General features: G+C 67.1%; 18 protein-coding genes and 2 pseudogenes. 5 read left to right on the top strand and 15 right to left on the bottom strand.

The genetic code is table 11. The annotated features are described in order from the left end of the window. Positions 1 to 234: 234 nt before the first annotated feature. On the bottom strand, positions 235 to 1,110 hold the full coding sequence (locus MKK53_RS05355) for an ImmA/IrrE family metallo-endopeptidase (protein ID WP_243927561.1): 876 nt from the start codon (positions 1,108 to 1,110) through the stop codon (positions 235 to 237). Next, entirely contained in the window at positions 1,107 to 1,433 is a 327-nt protein-coding gene (locus MKK53_RS05350) for a helix-turn-helix domain-containing protein (RefSeq protein ID WP_243927559.1), read from the bottom strand. Before MKK53_RS05350 ends, MKK53_RS05355 begins: the two co-directional genes overlap by 4 nt. 119 nt (positions 1,434 to 1,552) lie before the next feature. On the opposite strand from MKK53_RS05350, the gene MKK53_RS05345 reads away from it, so the two are divergent. The 5 genes and pseudogenes from MKK53_RS05345 (at position 1,553) to MKK53_RS05330 (ending at position 6,979) form a co-directional block, all read left to right on the top strand. Beyond that, positions 1,553 to 2,848, top strand: coding sequence for a site-specific DNA-methyltransferase (locus MKK53_RS05345; RefSeq protein WP_279598831.1), 1,296 nt, complete (start codon positions 1,553 to 1,555; stop codon positions 2,846 to 2,848). Then, positions 2,845 to 3,570: a DUF5681 domain-containing protein gene (locus tag MKK53_RS05340; RefSeq protein ID WP_243927555.1), complete on the top strand. Its 726-nt coding sequence runs from the start codon at positions 2,845 to 2,847 to the stop codon at positions 3,568 to 3,570. Before MKK53_RS05345 ends, MKK53_RS05340 begins: the two co-directional genes overlap by 4 nt. A gap of 150 nt (positions 3,571 to 3,720) precedes the next feature. Continuing rightward, positions 3,721 to 4,424, top strand: a pseudogene (locus MKK53_RS05335) (IS3 family transposase); the annotation flags it as partial. After that, positions 4,423 to 4,524 (top strand): annotated as a pseudogene (locus MKK53_RS25670) (integrase core domain-containing protein); the annotation flags it as partial. The pseudogenes MKK53_RS05335 and MKK53_RS25670, both read left to right, overlap by 2 nt. Positions 4,525 to 4,606: 82 nt before the next feature. Beyond that, positions 4,607 to 6,979 (top strand): glycosyltransferase family 2 protein, encoded by a 2,373-nt coding sequence (locus MKK53_RS05330; protein WP_243927552.1) that lies wholly within the window; start codon positions 4,607 to 4,609, stop codon positions 6,977 to 6,979. A gap of 88 nt (positions 6,980 to 7,067) precedes the next feature. On the opposite strand, the gene MKK53_RS05325 is transcribed toward MKK53_RS05330, so the two are convergent. From MKK53_RS05325 to MKK53_RS05265, 13 genes are all read right to left on the bottom strand, one after another. After that, positions 7,068 to 7,979, bottom strand: a complete 912-nt coding sequence (locus MKK53_RS05325; RefSeq protein ID WP_243927550.1) for a ferritin-like domain-containing protein — start codon at positions 7,977 to 7,979, stop codon at positions 7,068 to 7,070. A 123-nt stretch (positions 7,980 to 8,102) separates the two neighbouring features. Beyond that, positions 8,103 to 9,533 (bottom strand): TadE/TadG family type IV pilus assembly protein, encoded by a 1,431-nt coding sequence (locus MKK53_RS05320; RefSeq protein ID WP_243927548.1) that lies wholly within the window; start codon positions 9,531 to 9,533, stop codon positions 8,103 to 8,105. Between the two features lie 32 nt (positions 9,534 to 9,565). Then, positions 9,566 to 10,189 (bottom strand): TadE/TadG family type IV pilus assembly protein, encoded by a 624-nt coding sequence (locus MKK53_RS05315; RefSeq protein ID WP_243927547.1) that lies wholly within the window; start codon positions 10,187 to 10,189, stop codon positions 9,566 to 9,568. Next, positions 10,182 to 10,640, bottom strand: a complete 459-nt coding sequence (locus tag MKK53_RS05310) for a TadE/TadG family type IV pilus assembly protein (protein ID WP_243927545.1) — start codon at positions 10,638 to 10,640, stop codon at positions 10,182 to 10,184. The genes MKK53_RS05315 and MKK53_RS05310 overlap by 8 nt, the downstream gene beginning before the upstream one ends. An 11-nt stretch (positions 10,641 to 10,651) precedes the next feature. After that, the gene (locus tag MKK53_RS05305; RefSeq protein WP_243927543.1) at positions 10,652 to 11,545 is read right to left on the bottom strand and encodes a type II secretion system F family protein; all 894 of its coding nucleotides are present in this window, start codon (positions 11,543 to 11,545) and stop codon (positions 10,652 to 10,654) included. Positions 11,546 to 11,550: 5 nt separating this feature from the next. Then, positions 11,551 to 12,489 carry a type II secretion system F family protein gene (locus MKK53_RS05300; RefSeq protein WP_243927541.1) on the bottom strand — a complete coding sequence of 313 codons (939 nt, stop codon included), beginning with the start codon at positions 12,487 to 12,489 and terminating at the stop codon, positions 11,551 to 11,553. A gap of 31 nt (positions 12,490 to 12,520) precedes the next feature. After that, a complete protein-coding gene (locus MKK53_RS05295; protein ID WP_409564274.1) occupies positions 12,521 to 13,834 on the bottom strand; it encodes a CpaF family protein in 1,314 nt (437 codons plus the stop codon). Between the two features lie 158 nt (positions 13,835 to 13,992). After that, positions 13,993 to 15,150: a CpaE family protein gene (locus MKK53_RS05290; protein WP_243927539.1), complete on the bottom strand. Its 1,158-nt coding sequence runs from the start codon at positions 15,148 to 15,150 to the stop codon at positions 13,993 to 13,995. Between the two features lie 41 nt (positions 15,151 to 15,191). Next, complete coding sequence (gene cpaB, locus MKK53_RS05285) at positions 15,192 to 16,154, bottom strand: Flp pilus assembly protein CpaB (protein WP_243927537.1); 963 nt, start codon at positions 16,152 to 16,154, stop codon at positions 15,192 to 15,194. Then, positions 16,151 to 16,342 (bottom strand): Flp family type IVb pilin, encoded by a 192-nt coding sequence (locus tag MKK53_RS05280; RefSeq protein ID WP_243927535.1) that lies wholly within the window; start codon positions 16,340 to 16,342, stop codon positions 16,151 to 16,153. Before MKK53_RS05280 ends, cpaB begins: the two co-directional genes overlap by 4 nt. 156 nt (positions 16,343 to 16,498) lie before the next feature. Beyond that, the gene (locus MKK53_RS05275; protein WP_243927533.1) at positions 16,499 to 16,954 is read right to left on the bottom strand and encodes a prepilin peptidase; all 456 of its coding nucleotides are present in this window, start codon (positions 16,952 to 16,954) and stop codon (positions 16,499 to 16,501) included. 1 nt (position 16,955) lies between these two features. Then, entirely contained in the window at positions 16,956 to 17,291 is a 336-nt protein-coding gene (locus MKK53_RS05270) for a hypothetical protein (RefSeq protein WP_243927531.1), read from the bottom strand. An 8-nt stretch (positions 17,292 to 17,299) separates the two neighbouring features. Beyond that, the gene (locus MKK53_RS05265; protein ID WP_243927529.1) at positions 17,300 to 18,751 is read right to left on the bottom strand and encodes a type II and III secretion system protein family protein; all 1,452 of its coding nucleotides are present in this window, start codon (positions 18,749 to 18,751) and stop codon (positions 17,300 to 17,302) included. Positions 18,752 to 19,041 lie beyond the last annotated feature (290 nt).

The following is a 19,041-nucleotide window of genomic DNA, read 5'->3' as shown; positions in this document are numbered from 1 at the left end:
TGGTGGTGGAGGTAGTCATGGGCGAACCCGTCTCCGACGCGCCCCTTCCCGCGAACAGGGAAAAAACAGGGATTTGGACGAATTGTCGGGGCCAAATGCGCTCCAGCGACGTCAAAACATCAGCATTTTCCGGGGGTTGAACGACAATTCCCTGATCTGCAAAACAGGGATTGTACGGAGGGGCAACAGGGAAGTGGGCTCGCAGGAGCAGGCAATCCGACGGCCCGGATCGCCTCACCGGTCAAAGCGCGAGAGCCGCTCCACCGTGTCCTCGATCCCATCGTCCTCCTCGGCGTCTTCGGCGCACAGCAACGTCAACGCCCACCCGCCCTGCTGGTGAAGCGTCTGAACGCTCAACGCGACGGTCTTCGAGCCGAACAACCACTGTGCGGGGTCAGCTTCCTCGGCATCACTGAGAAAGGTTCCCTCGCTCGGCATCGGCAGGTCGGGAACCTTCGTATCCTTACCCAAGGCTAGCCGCGGGAACTCCCTACCGGGAGCACCATAGACGACACGGCCATCGTGGCTGAACACGACAGCGAGCGCTTGGCGGTGGCACTCAACGTAGCGCCGCACGCCGGCCTCGCGGCTAATCTCGAATGCATCAGACAGCGCGATCACCTGCGCCAGATCCGCAACACCAGATACGTACGGTCGAAGCCATCGGCGGGGCGCAAGCAGCTCGATCGCGAACGCATTGGCCTCGGCTTCCTGTCGACGATGCCGATCGCTTCCTCCGTTACGTCCGCCCGCCGGGCTGGCCCGCAAATCGTCGCGACTACATGCAAATCCGTTCGGTCCCGTCGGGGCATGCCGGGGGTTCAGGAAGTGGCCGAGCTCGTGGGCGATGGTGAACCGACGGCGTTGCGGCCGACTGCGGGCGTTCACCAGGATTTGACCCGTGTTCCGATCCAACGTCGTGACCAGCGCGCCCTCGAAGTTCGAAAGGGGCTCGACCCTGATCTCCACGATGTCGAGAGCCATGGCGATCGCCTCGACCGGGACAGGCCCGGGTGAAGCCTTCAGCTGATCGTGGATGGCGCTGGCGAGTTTGTCGGGGTTGGCCCCCGCCTCCTCGACCTCCATCCGGTCGAGGACGATCCCGGTCACCGCGGCGACCGGCTGTCGAGCAGGGTCTGCATCATGCTGTCCAAGATCGCACGCTCGCGATCGTCCAGTTTTTGGGCCTGCCGAAACATGCGTTGAAGCTGCGGGTCGGCATCGGGCGCGCCGACATCCTCGCCGACGAGAAAGGCGACGCTGACCCCGAAGTGATCCGCCAGGCGCGTGACGAGCGCCATCGACGGGTTAGCAGTTCGCCCCTTCTCCAATTCCCAGATGTGCGCCTTCGACACCCCGACTGCGTCGGCGACCTGCTGCAGCGATTGTGATCGCTCTAGCCTGAGCTTCGTGATCCTTGCCCCGACGCTCATCCTAAACCCTCGCCCGTTCTCTGGACCTGACGATTACGGCAGGCGGATTTGCGCGTCGAGCGTTTTTATGATCTTACTTCGGCGACAGACGAAGATGACCCCGCTGATTCGGAGCCCCCATGTCCACACAGATCGAACATCTCCCCACGGGGTCCCTGCGGCCCTGGGCGCGAAACGCCCGCACGCATTCTAAGAAGCAGGTGCGCCAGATCGCCGATTCCATCCGCCGGTTCGGGTTCACGGCGCCGGTCCTGATCGACGGAGACGAGACGATTCTGGCCGGTCACGGGCGTGTCGAGGCGGCAAAGCTGGTCGGCCTCGACACGGTGCCCTGCCTGCGGCTCGATCGCATGACGGAGGCCGAGAAGCGCGCCTACGTCATTGCCGACAACAAGCTCGCCCTGAACGCAGGCTGGGATGAGCAGATCCTAGCTGAGGAGTTGAAGGCCTTGCTGGCCACCGACCTCGGCTTCGACGTCGGGATCACCGGGTTCACCATCCCGGAGATCGATGGTCTCATCGATAGTCTGGCCCCCGAGGAGCCCGGCCCCCCGGAGGATGACATCCTCCCGGTGGACGCGCCCGTCCGATGCCGGGTCGGCGACCTGTGGCAACTGGGAGCCCATCGCTTGGTCTGCGGCGACGCGCTCGATCCCGTCGTGGTGGCGATGCTGATGGATGGAGAGCGAGCGCAGATGGCGTTCACCGACCCGCCCTACAACGTTCCCATCGACGGCCACGTCGGCGGCTCCGGCCGGATCCGCCACCGCGAGTTCGCGATGGCGTCGGGGGAGATGAGTCCGGCCGAGTTCATCGCGTTCCTGCGCCGGGCGTTCGAACGCCTTATCAAGGCGACGGGCGACGGCTCGATCCACTTCATCTGCATGGACTGGCGCCACATGGCTGAGATGGCATCGGCGAGCGCAGGGCTTTATGGGGAGCTGAAGAACCTAATCGTCTGGGTGAAGGACAATGGTGGCATGGGGACGTTCTACCGGTCCCGCCACGAGTTGATCTTCGTGTACAAGAACGGCACGGCCCCGCACATCAACAACTTCGAGTTGGGGCAGCACGGCCGCTACCGAACCAACGTCTGGTCCTACAGGGGCGTAAACACCTTCCGCCCGGGACGGCTCGACGAGTTGTCGCTCCACCCGACGGTGAAGCCGGTGCAACTGATCGCGGACGCCATCAAGGACGTCTCTGCACGGGGCGGCATCGTGCTCGACCTGTTCGGCGGGTCGGGCTCGACCGTGATCGCCGCCCACAAGACCGGTCGGCGGGGCTACCTGTGCGAGCTCGACCCTGTCTACTGCGACCGGATCATCCGGCGCTGGGAGGACCTCGCCGGGGACGAGGCAGCATTGATCGCATGCGGGTTCGATCACCGTTCCGACGAAAGGGCTGCCGCGTGAGCGAGGAATCCAGCGAGCACAGGCGTGCCCTGTCGCGGCGCCCTGTCCCGGACGGTTACGTGGTCGGCTACGGCAAGCCACCGGTCGCGAGCCGCTTTCGCAAGGGGCAGTCGGGCAATCCAGCTGGGCGGCCCCGGGGGAGCGGGACGATGAAGGCGTCGCCCCTCCCCTCGCCGCAGGAGGAACGGCTGAAGGCGATCGTCCTGGCAGAGGCCTATCGAACGATCCAAGTGAACGACGCGAATGGGCCGATCTCAATGCCGATGGCGCAGGCGGTGATACGCTCGCTGGCTGTCAACGCCGCTAAGGGGCATCATCGGGCCCAGCGCCAATTTGCAGAATTGCTGGCGACGACAGAACGCGAACGGCGCCGAAAGCACGAGGAATGGCTCGACGTCGCCCTGACCTACAAGCTCGAGTGGGAGCAGGAACTGGAGCGCCGTGCACGACTGGGTATCGGCGGCCCGGAGCCCCTGCCCCATCCCGACCATGTCAGGATCGACATGTACGCGGGCACGGCTCGAATCGTCGGCCCCGCTACCAAGCAGGAGAAGGCGAGGTGGGATCTGTGGCAGGCGCAGAAGCCTCTGCTTGAGCGAGAGTTACGCGGGTATGTACGGCGGCTGCGCCGGCCCGACTGCCCGGACAGGCGGGCGATCGAGCGGGAGGCGGATCGGACGCGGCGCGCCCTGGCATGGTTGAACGGCGGCTCGGTAGAATAACCGCTCTTGGCTCAGTCTTTCCCAACCGCTCCCTCAGAGAGGCTATACCTAATTAGCCTAGATCCTGTCCCTCACTTTGCCAGTCAGCTTCGCACTCACAGCTGTAATTCGGATTTTTAGATAATGACAGCGGCCCGATATTGGCGCAAAGCGGTGACCAAGGTTATGTATTACCGCTGTCGTTCCGAGTACGGCGGACTGAAGGGAAATCAGGTCAAGCGGTTGAAGTCTCTGGAGACCAAAAATCAGCAGCTTCGTCGGGCGGTCTCGGATCTGACCTTGGAGACGCTGATCCTGAAGGAGGCGGCTTTGGGAAACTTCTGAGTACGGCTCGCCGCCGGGCGTGTTTTGACTACGTCGTTGACGCGTATGGCGTATCGGAACGCTTCGCCTGTCGTGTCCTGGGCCAGCATCGGTCGACCCAACGCAAGGCCGCCGTGGTGGTCGAGGACGAAGCTGCTCTGACGGCTGTGATCATCGCATTGGCCGTCCAGTACGGGTGCCACGGCTACCGCCGGATCACGGCCTTGCTTCGTCACGATGGCTGGACAGTGAATGCGAAGCGGGTCGAACGGATCTGGCGGCGTGAGGGGCTCAAGGTTCCCGCACGCCAGCCGAAGCGTTCGCGCCCCTGGCTCAACGACGGCTCGTGCGTGCGGCTGCGACCGGAGCGGCCTGACCACGGCTGGTCGTACGACTTCGTCGAGCATCGCACGCACAACGGATGCAAGTATCGGATGCTGAACCTTATCAACTAGTTCACTCGCGAGTGCCTGGCCATTCGGATTGCTCGCAAGCTGAAGGCGCTGGACGTGATCTACGTGCTCTCGGACCTATTCAGCCTGCGCGGCGTGGAGGTGTCACTACAACGAAGACCGACCTCATACGACCCTGGGCGGCTTGACGCCCCGAGCCTTCGCCAACCAAGCTGCCATAGCCCGAGAACGTGCATAGGCCGTGGACCACAAAGCAGGTCAACTTCAGCCCACCGCGTACTAAATTTGCTCTTGGACCACCTCATGGAGGCCGATCAGAATTGTTCGGGCCGATCAACAAGAGAATTCGTATCGACATGAATTACTTTAAAATAAGAAAGAAAGCCAATGCGAAATTTTCATACTCAAATATTTTTGGCATCGCGTCATTGGATTTCTTCAATATTTCGATCGTGGCTGGAAGAATGGATTGCTGCGACGATCCGCAGATCCTGTTCTCGATCCACGGGGAACTAAGCGCGGCATGTGCGTTCGTTGAAATCGAACTCGTGGTGAAAAGCTGCGATCCCGCCGCCTCGCCGATCCTTTACCTCGATTACGGGCTGGGATTTTCCGAGCGGTCCAGCATTCGCATGTTCCGCCGCGATGTCGCGTGGATTGCGCTCGTCCCGTTTCCGCATCTCGCACGGAGACTGCGGCTCGATCCCTTCGAAAGTGCCGGAACCCTCACGCTGGCATCGTTGGGCGCGCGCGGCGCTCCTGCCGCGGCTCTCGTTCATCTCTTGTCCCAGGGGAGTACGGAAGCCGCCCAGGCGAACGCCGCACGGCACGCCAGCGCCCTGGTGCGTTTCCTGCGCACCTTGCCAGCGGCGCTCACCCGGGGCGATGGCGACGATCAGGCGACGATCGCGACCCTGGCGCTCGAATGCCTGCACACGCCGCCGACGACGGACATCGTCGTCGATACGGATTATGGCGACTGGATCGCACAAAACGAGCGGGTGAACGACGCAGACCGCGCCTGGATGCGCGCAGAACAGAATCGCTGGGCACAACGTCCGCTGCTGTCGGTCGTCATGCCCGTCTACGATCCGCCGATTTCACTGCTCGAGGAGGCGATCGCGTCGCTGCGAGCGCAATCGTATGAAGTGTGGGAACTCTGCATCGCGGACGATGCATCGCGCGATCCTGAAGTCCGTGGATGCATCGCGCGGTGGGCGGCGGCCGATGCGCGGATACGGCCTGTCTACCGCGAGTCGAACGGCCACATCGTGGAGGCGACCAACTCCGCGGCTGCGACGGCGTATGGGGATTTCCTCGTCCTGATGGACAACGACGATCTCCTCCCTCCGCACGCGCTCTGGATGATCGCCCACGCCATTCATCACCACCCGAACGCCATGATGTTTTTCTCCGACGAGGACAAACTCACGGCCGGCGGCAATCGGGCTTATCCGTACGCGAAAGGATCCTTCGACCGATTTCTGATGTACGGCCACAATATGTTCTGTCACCTCGGGGTCTATCGACGCTCCCTCTACGAGAAGATCGGCGGCTGTCGCCGGGATTACGAAGGAAGCCAGGACTACGATTTGGTGTTGCGCGGCCTCGATGAAGTCGGCGAGGACGCGATCGTTCATATCCCGCACGTCCTTTATCACTGGCGGGAGATTCCGGGCTCGACCTCCATGGGGCCCATGCACAAGAACTATGCGTTCGACGCCGCCAAGAGGGCCATCAACGATCACTTTGAACGGAATGCTTGGCCGCTGATGTCGGTGGATGGCCGATATCCCGGCGTCGCGGCCGTTCGCACGCTGTCGGTGCCATCCCCCCGGATCGTCAGCCTCATCGTCATCCTGCGCGAGGATAACCGCGCCTTGTCATCCTGTCTGGACGCCGTGCAGCGCCTGTCCGATCCGCTGATCGAGATCGTCATCATCGACAACGCCCCGGATACGCCCGAGAAGAACGGCGTCCTGGCGGCCCTGGGCCGGGAGCCGCATCGCTACCGGGTCATCAGGGATGACGGGCCGTTTCATTTCGCCCGCCTGATCAATCTCGGGGCGGCGGCCGTCCGCGGGGAAATCGTCGGCCTGCTCGGCGAAGACCTGGTGTTCTCCACTCCAGACTCCCTCGAACGGGTCCGGGCGTGGCTCTGCGTGGCGGATGTCGGGATGGTCGGAGGGCGTGTTCTTCAGCAGGACGGCTCGATCCGGGATTTCGGAATACATACGAACGGAACTGCGGCCGATCCCGTGCGCCATGCCTATGCGGGCCTTTCCGACAACGAGCCCCAGAACTTTGGGAAGAGCCATCTCCTCCAGCAATTCACTGCCGTCAGTGCGGCCTGCGCATTCGTCCGGACTGCGGATTTCCGTGCGTTGAACGGTTACGAAGACTTCTCCACCGAAGAATACGCCCAGATTGATTTCTGCTTGAGATTGCGGGCGCGGAAACTGAAAGTCATCGGTGACCCGCTCATTCGTCTTCGTGCCGGTGAGCAACGGTCGCTTCACCGCGGGGCCGTGTGCGAGCCACCGGGGAGGATCGCCTCGGACAGGGCCAGACTTGCCGACCGCTGGGGCACCGATGGTCTCAGAGATCCGTTCCTCAGCCCGAACGTTCCGGTGGACGGCTCGGCGTATCGGTTTTCGCCCGACGCGCCCCGTCCGCCCTGGAAGGCGCCGTGACGAGGGACGTACTTGCGAACGAAGGCCGGGCGGCTCACTCGATGCAGCCCGCCCGGCCCGATGTGGTGCGATCCCCTTGGGTCGCGTCCTACCGAACGGTGCCGTTTAGGCCGTTCGGGAAGAAGCCGGTCGGCTGACCATTGGGGTTCAAGTACACGATGTTGAGCACCTGCTGCGGCGTCCGCGCATAGACCAGGCCGCGTTGATCGACCGGGGTCAGATTCGAGGTCGTCGTGTCGCCGATGCCCTGATCGTCGTCGCTGGCGCCATCCAGCGAGTCCCGCGCGTCGGAGATCGCCTGCGCCTGGCTGAACAAGCCACGGCTGTAGAGGATCGTGCGGATGATGCCCGCATGGTAGGCCTCGACAGCAAGGATGCTCGCGGCGCCCGCGAGGTTGCGGGGATCCTTGATCAGCGGCGCGGCGCCGTTATAGGCGGTCACGCCGACATCCTCGAAGATGAAGGCAGCCAGGAGGAAGTTGGTCTCATTCGCGAACGCATCGAAGTTGTCGTTCGGGCCTGCGAGGCCCGCGGCGCGGGCCGCGAACGTGAAGGCAAGGTTGAGGTCGATCGCCGGGCGAGCCACCGCGTTGCTGCCCAGGGCGGCCCTGAGGGTGTTGACGTGAGCGCGCTCGTTGCGGGCGATCTCGTTGGCGTAGTTCGCGATGGCTTGCGTCGCGAACGGGACAGCCCGGCCGCCCGACACAGGCCCGAGGGTCCCGGTCCCCGTCACCTCGGCGGTGGCCAGGCCCTGGCCGACGGAGGCGCGGAGGTAGAACTCGGCTTCGAGATATTCGAGGTTGAGCGCGAAGTTGAAGATGTCGACATCGGTGACGGACTGGGCGAAGGCCGACTTTACGCTGCCGGGATTGAACAGGGCGGCACCGACGACGCCGAGGCCGACGGCACCAAGAAATGCACGGCGTCCGGCTTCCAGGTTGATGGCGCGCGGGCGCATCGCCGAATCGTCTTGCGCCGTTCCGAGGGTTTCCTCACGCATTTTTTGTGTCCTCTCGTTCCCGCGCCATATCAGCGCTTTGAATGATACGGTCGAGCCTTTCGGAAGGTTTCAGCAAGGTTAATTATTTTATGGGCGACCAGGGGTCGTATTACCTGCGGCCCGCTAATCCGTCCGCACGAGCTGGACGACGTGACGGAATTTGCCGTCGTCGCGGACAGGGGTCAGCATGCCGACGAACTCGGCCAGCACCGCGCCGAGGTTCGAGGGTTCCGTCAGGAAGAACTTGGCCACGCGCCTGGAAAGGTTCATCGCGGTCGCCGCGCCCGGAAAGGCGTCGCAATCGGCGACGGAGAGGTACAGGATCCGCCGACGGGCCGCCGTCATAGGGTGGGTGCCGGCGTAGCAGAACGGGGCTGCCCGTTCCCTCGCCGGACTGTTGAAAGGGCCGCCAGTGGGCATCGTCGCCGCCGCCGCGTATCCCCGCGTGTCGACGGGGACCGCCTCTCTGGTCGGGTCCAGCCCCAGTTCGGTCAGGTACAGGTCCCAGCGCGTCCCGGCGTCCCGAAGGTGGGCCTGCACGTTGGTGCCCTTATCGGCATGGTTCCAGAAGAGGTATTCGTCGAGGGCCGTCCCCGCGCCGAGGCCGGTGAGGGCGGGGGCGATGCGCCAGTCGCCCGTGCCCTTGTCCCAGGGGCCGGTGGGGGACAGCCCGTAGAAGGCCGAATCCCGGGGAAGCGCGAAGGGCGGCATGGTGTCGTAGAGGTTCAGCGGCGAGGCGCAGCTCTCGTAGGCCCTGCCCTTGATGACGTTCGGCGCGGGGGGATACACCGCGAGATCGGGGGATACGGGGCCCGCCCGGCCCTGATAGCGGTCGAACCGCACGTTCAGCGCATCGTCGAACTCCGAGGGCGCGACGGTCGTGCGCAACCGGACCCCCTCGGCGTAGCAGAAGGCCGGCTGGTCCCCCGCCAGGTCGCGCAGGCTCTGTCTGTCGCCGGCCACGCCCGGCCGGTCGAGGAGGGCTATGGAGCCCGCCACCCGGTTGCCGTCCATGGTTAGGCGGTATTGCCGTCCGGGCCGCGCCGTCGCGGCGAAGGTCGCAGGATCGGGATGGCACAGGACCGCCGGCGTCACGTCGCAGGCGTAGTATTGCGATTCCGCCACCGCCCGGCGCCGCACCGGGACGACCTGCGCCCCGACGAGGGCGAGGAGGATCCCGGTGAGCGAGGTCTCGGCCGTCGTCGCCTCGACATAGACGGCCTCGGCCCCCGCCCGGTCGGGCAGGCTGTAGGACGGGTTTACGAGGTCGGACAACCGCGCCGCGAACCTGAAGGACAGCCGGTTGCCGCCGGCCTCGGCGAAGGACGGCCTGTTCCGAAGAGCGAGGGCGGCGGCGCGGGCGGCGGGAATCGCCTCCGGGGTCCGGTCGAGTCGCGCGGCGGCGGCCAGTGCCGCCGCGTCCGCGAAGGACGCGGTCTGCGCGTCGAGCCCCATCAGCCGGCCACCGTCGATCACGAGGCCGACGAGACCGAGGAGCACCGGGATGCAGATGGCGTAGAAGACGAGGACGAAGCCGCCCTCGTCCCGGGCCATCCGCCGTAAGGGTCGGATCGGGCGCGGCGCGCTCACTGGGTCAAGAGCCCCTCGCTCGGTAGGGTCGCGGCGGCGCGCAGCGGCATCCGGCCTCCGAACAGACCCCCGAGGAACAGGGGGGTGTAGTCGTAGCCGACGAGGCGCAGGGTGACGTTCACCGGCACCGGAGCAGGGTGGCCGACATAGCCGAGGCCGTTGGTGGCGTAGGTGATCTCGACGTTTCCGGGGCCGATCCCGGGCAGGACGGCCCGCATCGCCGCCAGGATCGGCGCTCCGTGCGCCGGGACCGGAGTGAAGCGGCACGCATCTCCCCGGCACGCACAGGAGCCGGCGAGAACACAAGTCACGGTGAAGCGGGGACAGGGGCTCCGGTCCGCCGAGGCGCAGCGCAGGCCGGGGGTCAGCCCGTCCCAGTAGCCGGCGCTCTCCCCCGGATCGAGGCCGGGCCCCCAGGCCACCGCGTCGGTCACGATCGCCCGGCGCAGGCCGAGCTGCACCGCCTTCGCCGCCAGTTCGGCGTTCCAAAGGTAGAGGCTGATCTCCACCACGGCGAAGACGAGGAGCAAGAGCACCGGGAGAATCAGCGCGGCCTCGATCAGGGCTGCCCCGGACTCGTCGCGCAGGGCCGCGAACGCCCGCACCGGTCGCTTACTCACCGACGTGACTTTCCCAATGGGTCGCGGATAGGCGGATCGTCGGCGAGAGCCCAGCCCAGCCCAACAAGTCCACGGATACATCCGCTTCCGCCCTGAGCCCGACATGGCCCGGCCCGGCATCCGCCAGGGTCTCGACCCGCAGGCGCGAGGGGGCGAGGCGGGTGTTCTCGAAGATCCTGTCCCGGGCCAGGCTCATCGCATGGGCCGCCCCCGGCGAGCATCCCGGGTTGCAGAACGGGTCCGCGACCCGGGCAAGGTAGCGGGCGCCGCCCCGCACCCCCGCTTCGAGGGCGGCATCCACGAGGAGGATGCGGCCGAGTTCAAAGGCCCCGCCTAGGAGGACCAGCATGATCGGCAGCACGAGGACGAATTCGAGGATCGCCGCGCCATCCTCGCACGCCGCCAGGGATGTCGCCGCCGCTCCGCCCTCGATCCGCCGCTGCCGTGCCACGCCGTTCTCCCTCAGCGCCCGATGACGCTGATGATGCGCATCATGGCGGGTGCAAGAACAACGATCAGGACCACGGGGAAGATCAGCAGGCCGAGGGGGAGGGTCAGCTTCGGCGGCAGTGCGGCGGCGCGCTCCTCCGCCGCCGACATCCGCCGGTCGCGCATCTCGTCGGAGAACACGGTGAGGGCCTGGGTCAGGTCGGTGCCTAGTTCGATGGTCTGCTGCAGGAGGCCGGCGAAGGCACCGGCCTCCCGGATCGACAGGCGGTCGGCTAGGGCCTTCAGCGCCTCGCCGGTGCTCTTTCCGGCGCGCATCTCGTTCCCCATCAGGTCGAGGTTGGCGCGGAACTCCGCGTCTCCGCCGCGCAACTCGGCCGACGCCCGCTGGAGGGCCGCTTCGAGGCTCAATCCAGCATTGATGCAGACGACCAGCATGTCGATGAAATCGGGAAACGTCAGGCGGTAGCGGACCTCCAGGGTCCGGCGGCGGCGGCTCAGCCAGGATTGAGGTAGGACGTAGGCGATGGCGAGGAGCGCGGCAGCCAGCGCGGCCTTCTCCGTCGGCCCGAAGACCGGCAGCAGGATCGCCCCGAGCCCGAGGCCGAGGAGCGGCAGGGCGACGAGGGCCGCGAGCCGTGCCAGGGTGTAGGTCGCCACGGCGGAGGCGTCGAAGTAGCCCGCCCGCATCAGCGCGACGCGCAGGGTTCGCTGAGCCTCGCCGTCGAGGCCGAACCGGTTCGCATCGAGGATGGGGCGCCGCGCCGCCGCCGCCGGAGGCGCCCCCCTCATGTTCAGCGAGCCGAAGCGGCGGCGCACCCGGTCGCGCTGCGCCACCAGCCGTTGCCCTCCCAGGGCCAGGAGGGTGCCGGCGGCGAAGGCCAGGAGGGTGATGAGAAGGCTGCCCATCGCGGCTAGACCTTCAAGTTCACGAGGCGGAGGATCACCACGTTCCCGGCTACCATCAGGGCCAGGGAAACGGCGAGGATCTTGCCCGACGCGGGGCTGGCCCAGAACTCGGCGTAGTAGGCGGGGCTCACGAGGTTGATCAGGGCGAACAGCGCGACCGGCAGGATGCTCAGGGCGATGCCGCTGAACCGGCCCTCGGCGGAGAGCGCCCGCACCTTGCGCACGAGCCGCTGCCGCTCCCTCAGGGTCCGGGAGAGGCGGGCCAGGATCTCCCCGAGGTTGCCCCCGGTCTGCTGGCCGATGGAGACGGCGGCCACGACGAAGCGCAGTTCCGGGTATCCCACCCGCTGGTAGAGGTGTTCCAACGCCTCCGGGACACTGCGCCCATAGCTGATCTCATCGACGAGCAGGGCGAATTCCGGCCCGGCGGGCGCTGTCGTCTCGCGCGCTACGAGGGCGAGCGACACCGGGAGGGGATGTCCCGCGCGCAGGCTACGGGTGATGATGTCGAGGATCTCCGGCAGGGAATCGCCAAAGCGGGCGATCCTCCGGTGGCGCATGATCCGCAAGGAGGCGATCACGGCGACGCCGCCGAGGAGCAGGGCAAGCAGGAGGCGGTAGGACCAGTGCGCCGCCCCCGGCAGGACGAGGAACAGGACGAGGCCGAGTCCCGCCGCCATCGCGAAGAGGGCGGCAGGCGAGCGCGTCGTGCCCGACTGCACGACCAAGCGGGCGAGCCACCGCGACACCGGGCTGCTCCCGCCCCGAAGGCGGCGCCGCAAGTCGATCGCGGGGGTGCCGGCCTCCTCGCCGGCCAGCGTCCGCAGTCGGTCGGCCGTCCGCCGCCTCTGTCCGAGATAGGTCGCAAGACCGGCCTGTCCCTGATGCGCCGCCAGCGCCACGAGGACGAAGATGGCGAGGGAGATGAGCCACTGGTCGCTCATCGGACCCGCCCTGTCCTAGCCGGCGCCGGGCTCAAAGGATCGTCCGGGGGTCGAAGGCGTGTGCCGGCATGTCAACGCCCTGGGAGCGCAGCTCCGTCAGCAGCCGGGGCCGGACGCCCGTCGCCTTGAAGCGGCCCTGGATGGCGCCTGCCTCATCGACCCCCTCCCGCGCGAAGTGATACAGTTCCTGCATTTGGATGATGTCGCCCTCCATCCCGGTGATCTCGGCGATGGACGTCACCCGGCGCTTGCCGTCGGCCATACGTTGCAATTGCAGGACAAGTTGAATCCCGGAGGCGATCTGCCCCCGGATCGAGGGCAGCGACATGTTGGCGGCGGCCATCCCCACCATCTGCTCGATCCGCGACAGGGCGTCTCGCGGGGCGTTGGCGTGGATTGTGGTCATCGACCCCTCGTGGCCGGTGTTCATAGCCTGAAGCATGTCGAAGGCTTCCTCGCCCCGGCACTCGCCGAGGATGATCCGGTCCGGACGCATCCGCAACGCGTTCTTCAGGAGTTCGCGCTGGCGGATCTCCCCCCGCCCCTCCACCGAGGGAGGCCGGGTCTCGAGGCGAGCGACATGCGGTTGCTGCAGTTGCAGTTCGGCGGCGTCCTCGATGGTGATCAGCCGCTCGTTCGACGGGATATACGACGACAGGGCATTCAGCATCGTCGTCTTGCCCGAGCCGGTCCCTCCGGAGACGAGCAGCGAGATCCGCCCGCGCACGGCGGCCCTGAGCAGGTCGGCCATCAGGGGGCGGAGTGCCCCCAGTTCCACAAGCCGTTCCATCGAGATCGGCTTCTTGGCGAACTTGCGGATGGAGACCAGCGGGCCATCGACGGCCACGGGGCGGATGGCGACGTTGACGCGGGAGCCGTCTGGCAGGCGGGCATCGACCATCGGCGAGGATTCATCGACCCGGCGGCCGACGGCGGCGACCATCTTGTTGATGATGCGCAGGAGATGCGCCTCGTCCTTGAACCGCACCGGGCTCTGCTGAAGCTGGCCGGATCGCTCCACGAACACCGACATGTGCGCGTTGATGAGGATGTCGGTGATGCTCGGATCCTTGAGCAGGGGCTCGATCGGCCCGAGGCCGATCATCTCATCGACGATCTCCAGGGCGAAGGCTTCGAGTTCCCGCTGGTTCAGGGTCAGGCGCTCGCGGGCCGCGTAGTCGGCGACGTAGCGCGCCACCTGCTTGGCGAGATCCTCCGGGGAGAGTTTGTCGATCAGGGCGAGGTTGAACTCGTCGATGATCCGGCCGTGAAGCCGCACCTTGGCATCAACCAGGGCGGTGCTGGGCGTGGCCGGCGGCGGCGCGGCCGGACGCAGCTGGGGCACGGGCGTTTGGACCGGTCCACGGCTGGCCAGCCCACCGGGTGGGTCCGGCCACTCCGGAGCCCGCTCTGGGGGCTCCCGCTGGGCCTCATCCTGGGGGACCGCCTCCGGCACCGGGGCCGGGCGGGCGGGGCTGCGCCATCGATCCGACAGGGTCCGACTCACGCGGCGCTCTCCCTCGCAGATTCGGCAGGCCGGGCGGCGACCGCCTCGATCCACTTGGCGATGCGCCGGATGTCGCGGCCGAGGCGGCCGTCAGGGGCGGTCTCGACCAGGGGCTGGCCGGAATTGGCGGCCGTCTCCATGCCAGCGCAGTCGCGCCGGACGAGGAGGTTGTCTCGCCCTGCGAGGAGCCGGTCGACCTCCGCTCTCCGGACGAACCGGCCCATCATGTCGGTCTCGGCTTGGTTGACCACGGCGAGGCGGCGGGCAGGCGTAGAGAGGTCGTCAATACGAGATAGCCGGTCGCACAGCCGCCGGAGCCCCGGCACCGTCGCGATGCCCGTCACCACTACCGCGTCCGATCCCTCGATCAGGGTCTCAGTCCAGCCCAGGGCCACGGATGGCAGATCGACCAGCACAAGGTCGTAGCGCGGGCTGATCGTATCGATGAAGGTGAAGACAAGATTTGGGGCGATGTCGTCCAGCATCACCGGCCGGGACGGCGGCGCGAACACGTCGAGCCGGTCCCCGTAGCGACTGAGGAACACCTCGGCCAACTGCTCGTCCAGGCGCTCCGGCCGGCCGGCGACCTCGGCGAGGTCGAAGCGCGGCTCAACTGCGAGGGTGTCGGCGAGGGTGCCCCCCTGGAAGTTGAGGTCGAGGACAGCGACCCTGGATCCCAAGCGCCCGCCAGCCGCCTTAGGGCCGGACAGCAGGACGCCCATCTCGGCGACGAGGGACGTGTTGCCGACCCCGCCCTTGCTCGGCGCGAAAGTGACGATGCGGGCCCCGTTTCCGGCATGGGCGGGGGCGGCGAACCGCTTGACGAGGTCTGCGAGTTCGGCCTCGCAGCTCCCCCATTGGATCCACTCGCCTGCTCCCGTGCGTACGAGGGCCTTGTAGTCGTCCGGTGAGATCGTGTTGGCGACGACGACGATGAAGGCGACATCCCCGTGCTCCACCGCCAGCCGGACCGCATCTCGTGTCAGGCTCGGATCCGCCAGGAGCACAAGGGTGCGGCCCACACCAGGCCGGGCCAGCTCCAGGCGCAGGGCGTCAAGGCCCGGCAGAACGCCGACCGGAAAGCCAATGGCTGCCGACAGCCGCGCGAGGCGCGCGACCTCGCCGGGATCGAGGCCCACAATGAAAGACCGCACGCTCTGCTTACCTCGTTTGCGCGACCGACCGCCCGATCGTCTCAGCGTTCCGCCGCAACGTTGTACTGCTCGGTCTTCGAGCCGTTGCGGATCACGTTGACGATGGAACTCGGCGTCGTGGCCTTCGGGGGCGGCGGCGGGGCGAAGCTGGGCATCGGCTTGTCGAGGCTCTGGCGCATCCGAGCCTCGACCTCGGCCAGCCGCTGGGCGTCCCGGCGCTCGGCCTCGGCGGTCGCCTTCCTCATGCTCTCGAGCTGCTTTTCCATCTCGGCGAGGCGGTCGCGTTCGGCTGCGGCATCCGGCCCGAGGTCGCTCGCCGTGACGCGCAGGGGCGGATCGCCGCCAACCTCGCCCGCCTGCCGCAGGATCAGCGACAGCCGGCCGATTCCCTGGGCGAGGACGACTTTCTGCGCCTCCATCTGGGTCAGTTCGAGAGTCACCACCCGCGCCACCGTGGGCTTTTCCTGCCCCTCGGCCGCGATCTGATCGACGGCCAGGACCTTGGCGTTCTGGAGGAGCAGGTCGGCATAGGCCTTGGCGTCCCCGCCGGATCCGCCCTCGCCGCGCGTCAGGACGAGATCGACCCTGTCGCCCGGCAGGACGAACCCCGCCACACCCCGGATTTCATCGACGCGGACGGCGACCGCCCGCATCCCATAATCGAGCTGGGTCGAGAGCGTGGCCCGCTGGTTGGGGGCGGTGACGCGGCCGGAGAGGACCGGCTCATCGCGCTGGAGGCTCGCCAACGCGAGGCGGCGTCCGTCCCGGATCAGGTCATCGACATGGGCAAAGGATCCGGGCAGCGCTTCAGTACCGTGCCAACGGATCTCACGCAGGTTCTCACGGGTGAGCGGCATCCCCGGCGGGATCGGCGCCTTCGCGACGACGATGGTCCGCGACGGGCCGGAATCGGCGCCACCGGACGTCAGGCCACGCGCCAGGAGCACCGCACACAGCCCGCACAGCAGCGAGACCAGCAGCGAGACCCTGGGCGCGAACCTCACGGCTGGTCACAAGGTGCGGTCGGGGTGCTGATCTTGCAGCTGATCTTGGCGAACTGCGCGTTGATGCTCGTGCCGGTGGCCGAGACGCCGACAATGGCGACGAGGGCGATCAGAGCCACGAGCAGCGCGTATTCCACCATCGCCGCGCCATCCTGATCCCGCCAGAAACGCTGAAGCAAGACACGCATGGTCGATCCCTTTTCGTACTGAACGCAGCGAAGATCCAAAGTGGAACATTCGCCAGAACTCTCCAGTAAGGATCCCTTAACAATTCGGTTGCGTCAATCGCCCGAAGGACGCATCGGCCGTCATTCCAGATGACGAAGGCGGCAGCCTCCGGCCACTCACCGCAGGAGATGGCCGAGGCCTATCACGCCAATCCAAGCGAGCGCGATGCAGGGGCCGAGCGGGATGCGCATGCGCCGGCCCTCGCGGCGGGCCGGCAGGAGGCCAAGGCGCCCTCCCAGCGCATAGGCGGCCACGGCCGGAAGGAGCAGCACGGCGAAGACGAGGGTGCTCTCGGGTCCGATCCAGAGCAGCGCCGTCGCCAGGAGCTTCGCGTCCCCGCCACCGCAGATCCCGGCCGCGAACCCGGCGAACAGCACGGCGAGGGCGGCCAGGGCGAACAGGCCATGCGGGACGACGAAGCTGGCCTGGCCGCGGATGAGGCATGCCGCCGGGAACCCCAGCGCGAGGGCGAGGACGAGGCGGTTCGGGATGCGGAAGCGGAGGCCGTCTTCGCGGGCGATCCAGACCAGCAGGGCCGCGACAGCGCCATCGACGGCGAGACTCGCCGCCATCCTACCGGAGGGTAGGCACGGCGGCGGCCGGCACGCCGGATGCGCCGATCGGCACGGGCGCGAGCGCCCCCGCACCCGGCCCGGCGCCGGGGTTGCGGTAGCGTTCCATCGCGTGCTGCGCCCGCTCGCCGTTCATGGTCGGCTCGATCCGCTGCGCGTGGGCGGGCCACGGGTCGATGACCTGCTTGGCGATGTTGGCGTGGACTGCTTCGCCGCTCCCGATCGTGAGAGTGTCCCGGCGGGCGAGGTAGGGATCCTGGCAGGCGGCGAGGCCGATCGGCAGCAGGCCGGCGGCGATCCGCAAAAGTCTCCCGGGGCTCATGAGGCGCATGGTCATGGACCGCCTCACCGCACGACGATGGCGGCCTCGCCCGGCGGGGGCGGGACGATATGGCCGTGGGGGCCGATGGCACCGCCCGTCGAGGTCACGAAGGTTCGGGTATCGCGGGCGATCTCGGTCTTTCCGTTGACGAAGAGATCGACATCGTTGGCCGGAAGCGTCGTGTCGAGGGGAGAGGCCAGCACTTGGCCGGGCTTGGCCGGATTGACCAGGGACGGGGTGACGATGACCACCAGTTCGGTCTCGTTGTCTTGGAAGGCCGGGCTGCGGAATAGGGCGCCGAGCACCGGAAGGGAGCCGAGCCAGGGAAGCTGATCGACGGTGCGGCTGGACTGGGTCTGAAGCAGCCCGGCGATGGCGAAGCTCTGGCCGTCCCGCAACTCGACATTGGTCCGCGCCCGACGCTTGCTGAGGCCGGGGACGGAGACCCCGCCGCCGACCGCCACCGACAAGGTCGGATCGATCTGGCTGACCTCCGGCTCCAGCTGCAGGTTGATTGTGCCGTTACGCAGGACAGTGGGGGTGAAGGCTAGCTTCACGCCGAACTCCTTGTACGACACCGTGACCTGAGGTGAGCCATTGAAGGTTTGGTTGGCGACCGGGATCGGGTACTCGCCGCCTGCGAGGAACTCCGCGCGCTCGCCGGAAATGGCGATCAGGTTCGGCTCGGCGAGACGCCGGAGGACGCCCCGCGTCTCCAACGCGCTGATGATGACGTCGAGCTGGGTGGTGGTACCGCCGAAGCGCTGGATGATGTTGGCGAAGGGCAGCCCGCTCGTGCCGAGGGTCGCCCCGCTGACGGCGGTGCCGAGGGCGCCGGCCAGCACGCCCGTCCCCGGATTCTGAATGCTGGTGGCGGGACCCGCCCCCCCGTAGGACCCGACCGTGGTCAGGGTCCTGGGCCCGCCGAACTCGAAGCGCGTCCCGAGCTCGCGGCCCGCCGTCCGGCTCACCTCGACGAAGCGGACCTTGAGCATGACCTGCTGCGGCGACTTCACCCGAGTGAGGTTCACGGTCCCGGGCGGGGCGGCCTGCATCGCCCGGTCCACGGTCGGCGCGTCGTTGGCCACTCCGCTAAGGACGAGGCGGTCGCCCTGGCTGCGCATCGTCAAGCCGGTCTCCCCGGTGCTTTGCCGGACCTGCGACTCGAAGGCCTCCACATCGGGCCGCACCTCGACATCGATCAATCCGACGAGGCGCTTGTCCGCGTCGATCAGCGAGACGTTGGTGGTCCCGACCCGCTTGCCGAGCAGGTAGATGGTCCGGTCGCTGATGGGCACGACATCGGCAATCTCGGACGAGCCGACAAGCACGTCCGCGAAGGCGCTCGAGAGCTTGAGGGTTTTAGATTTGTTAACGGTGAGCTTAAGGTAGCTGACCGATGCCTCCCTGGACCCGCTGACGACCCGGGTGGCGGCGAAGGCCCCGGCCGGCGACAGGATCGCGACGAGAATCAACAGTCGACACAGGACGTTGATGACAACAGGGCTGAAAGCGGCGTTCGCGGTATGCAAATCAATCACGCCACGTGTCACAAAATCAACCGATCATTAACCTCTGACGGCCCGCCCGAGAAGGGCTGAAAGCGGCTCGTGACCATGCAACCGTGGGTTTGATACCCAAACGCAACAGGGCCGCGGGGTGACAGGACGTCTCCCCGGCCGGCCTCATCAGGCTGGCGGGGACGCCCGGGGCCCGGCCATCGACCGCCGAACGCAGGCGTAGCCTTGAGGATACCGGACGCGTC

The organism is Methylobacterium sp. J-076, from assembly GCF_022829405.1.
Lineage (GTDB): Bacteria > Pseudomonadota > Alphaproteobacteria > Rhizobiales > Beijerinckiaceae > Methylobacterium.
This window is presented reverse-complemented; position numbering and strand designations above follow the sequence as displayed.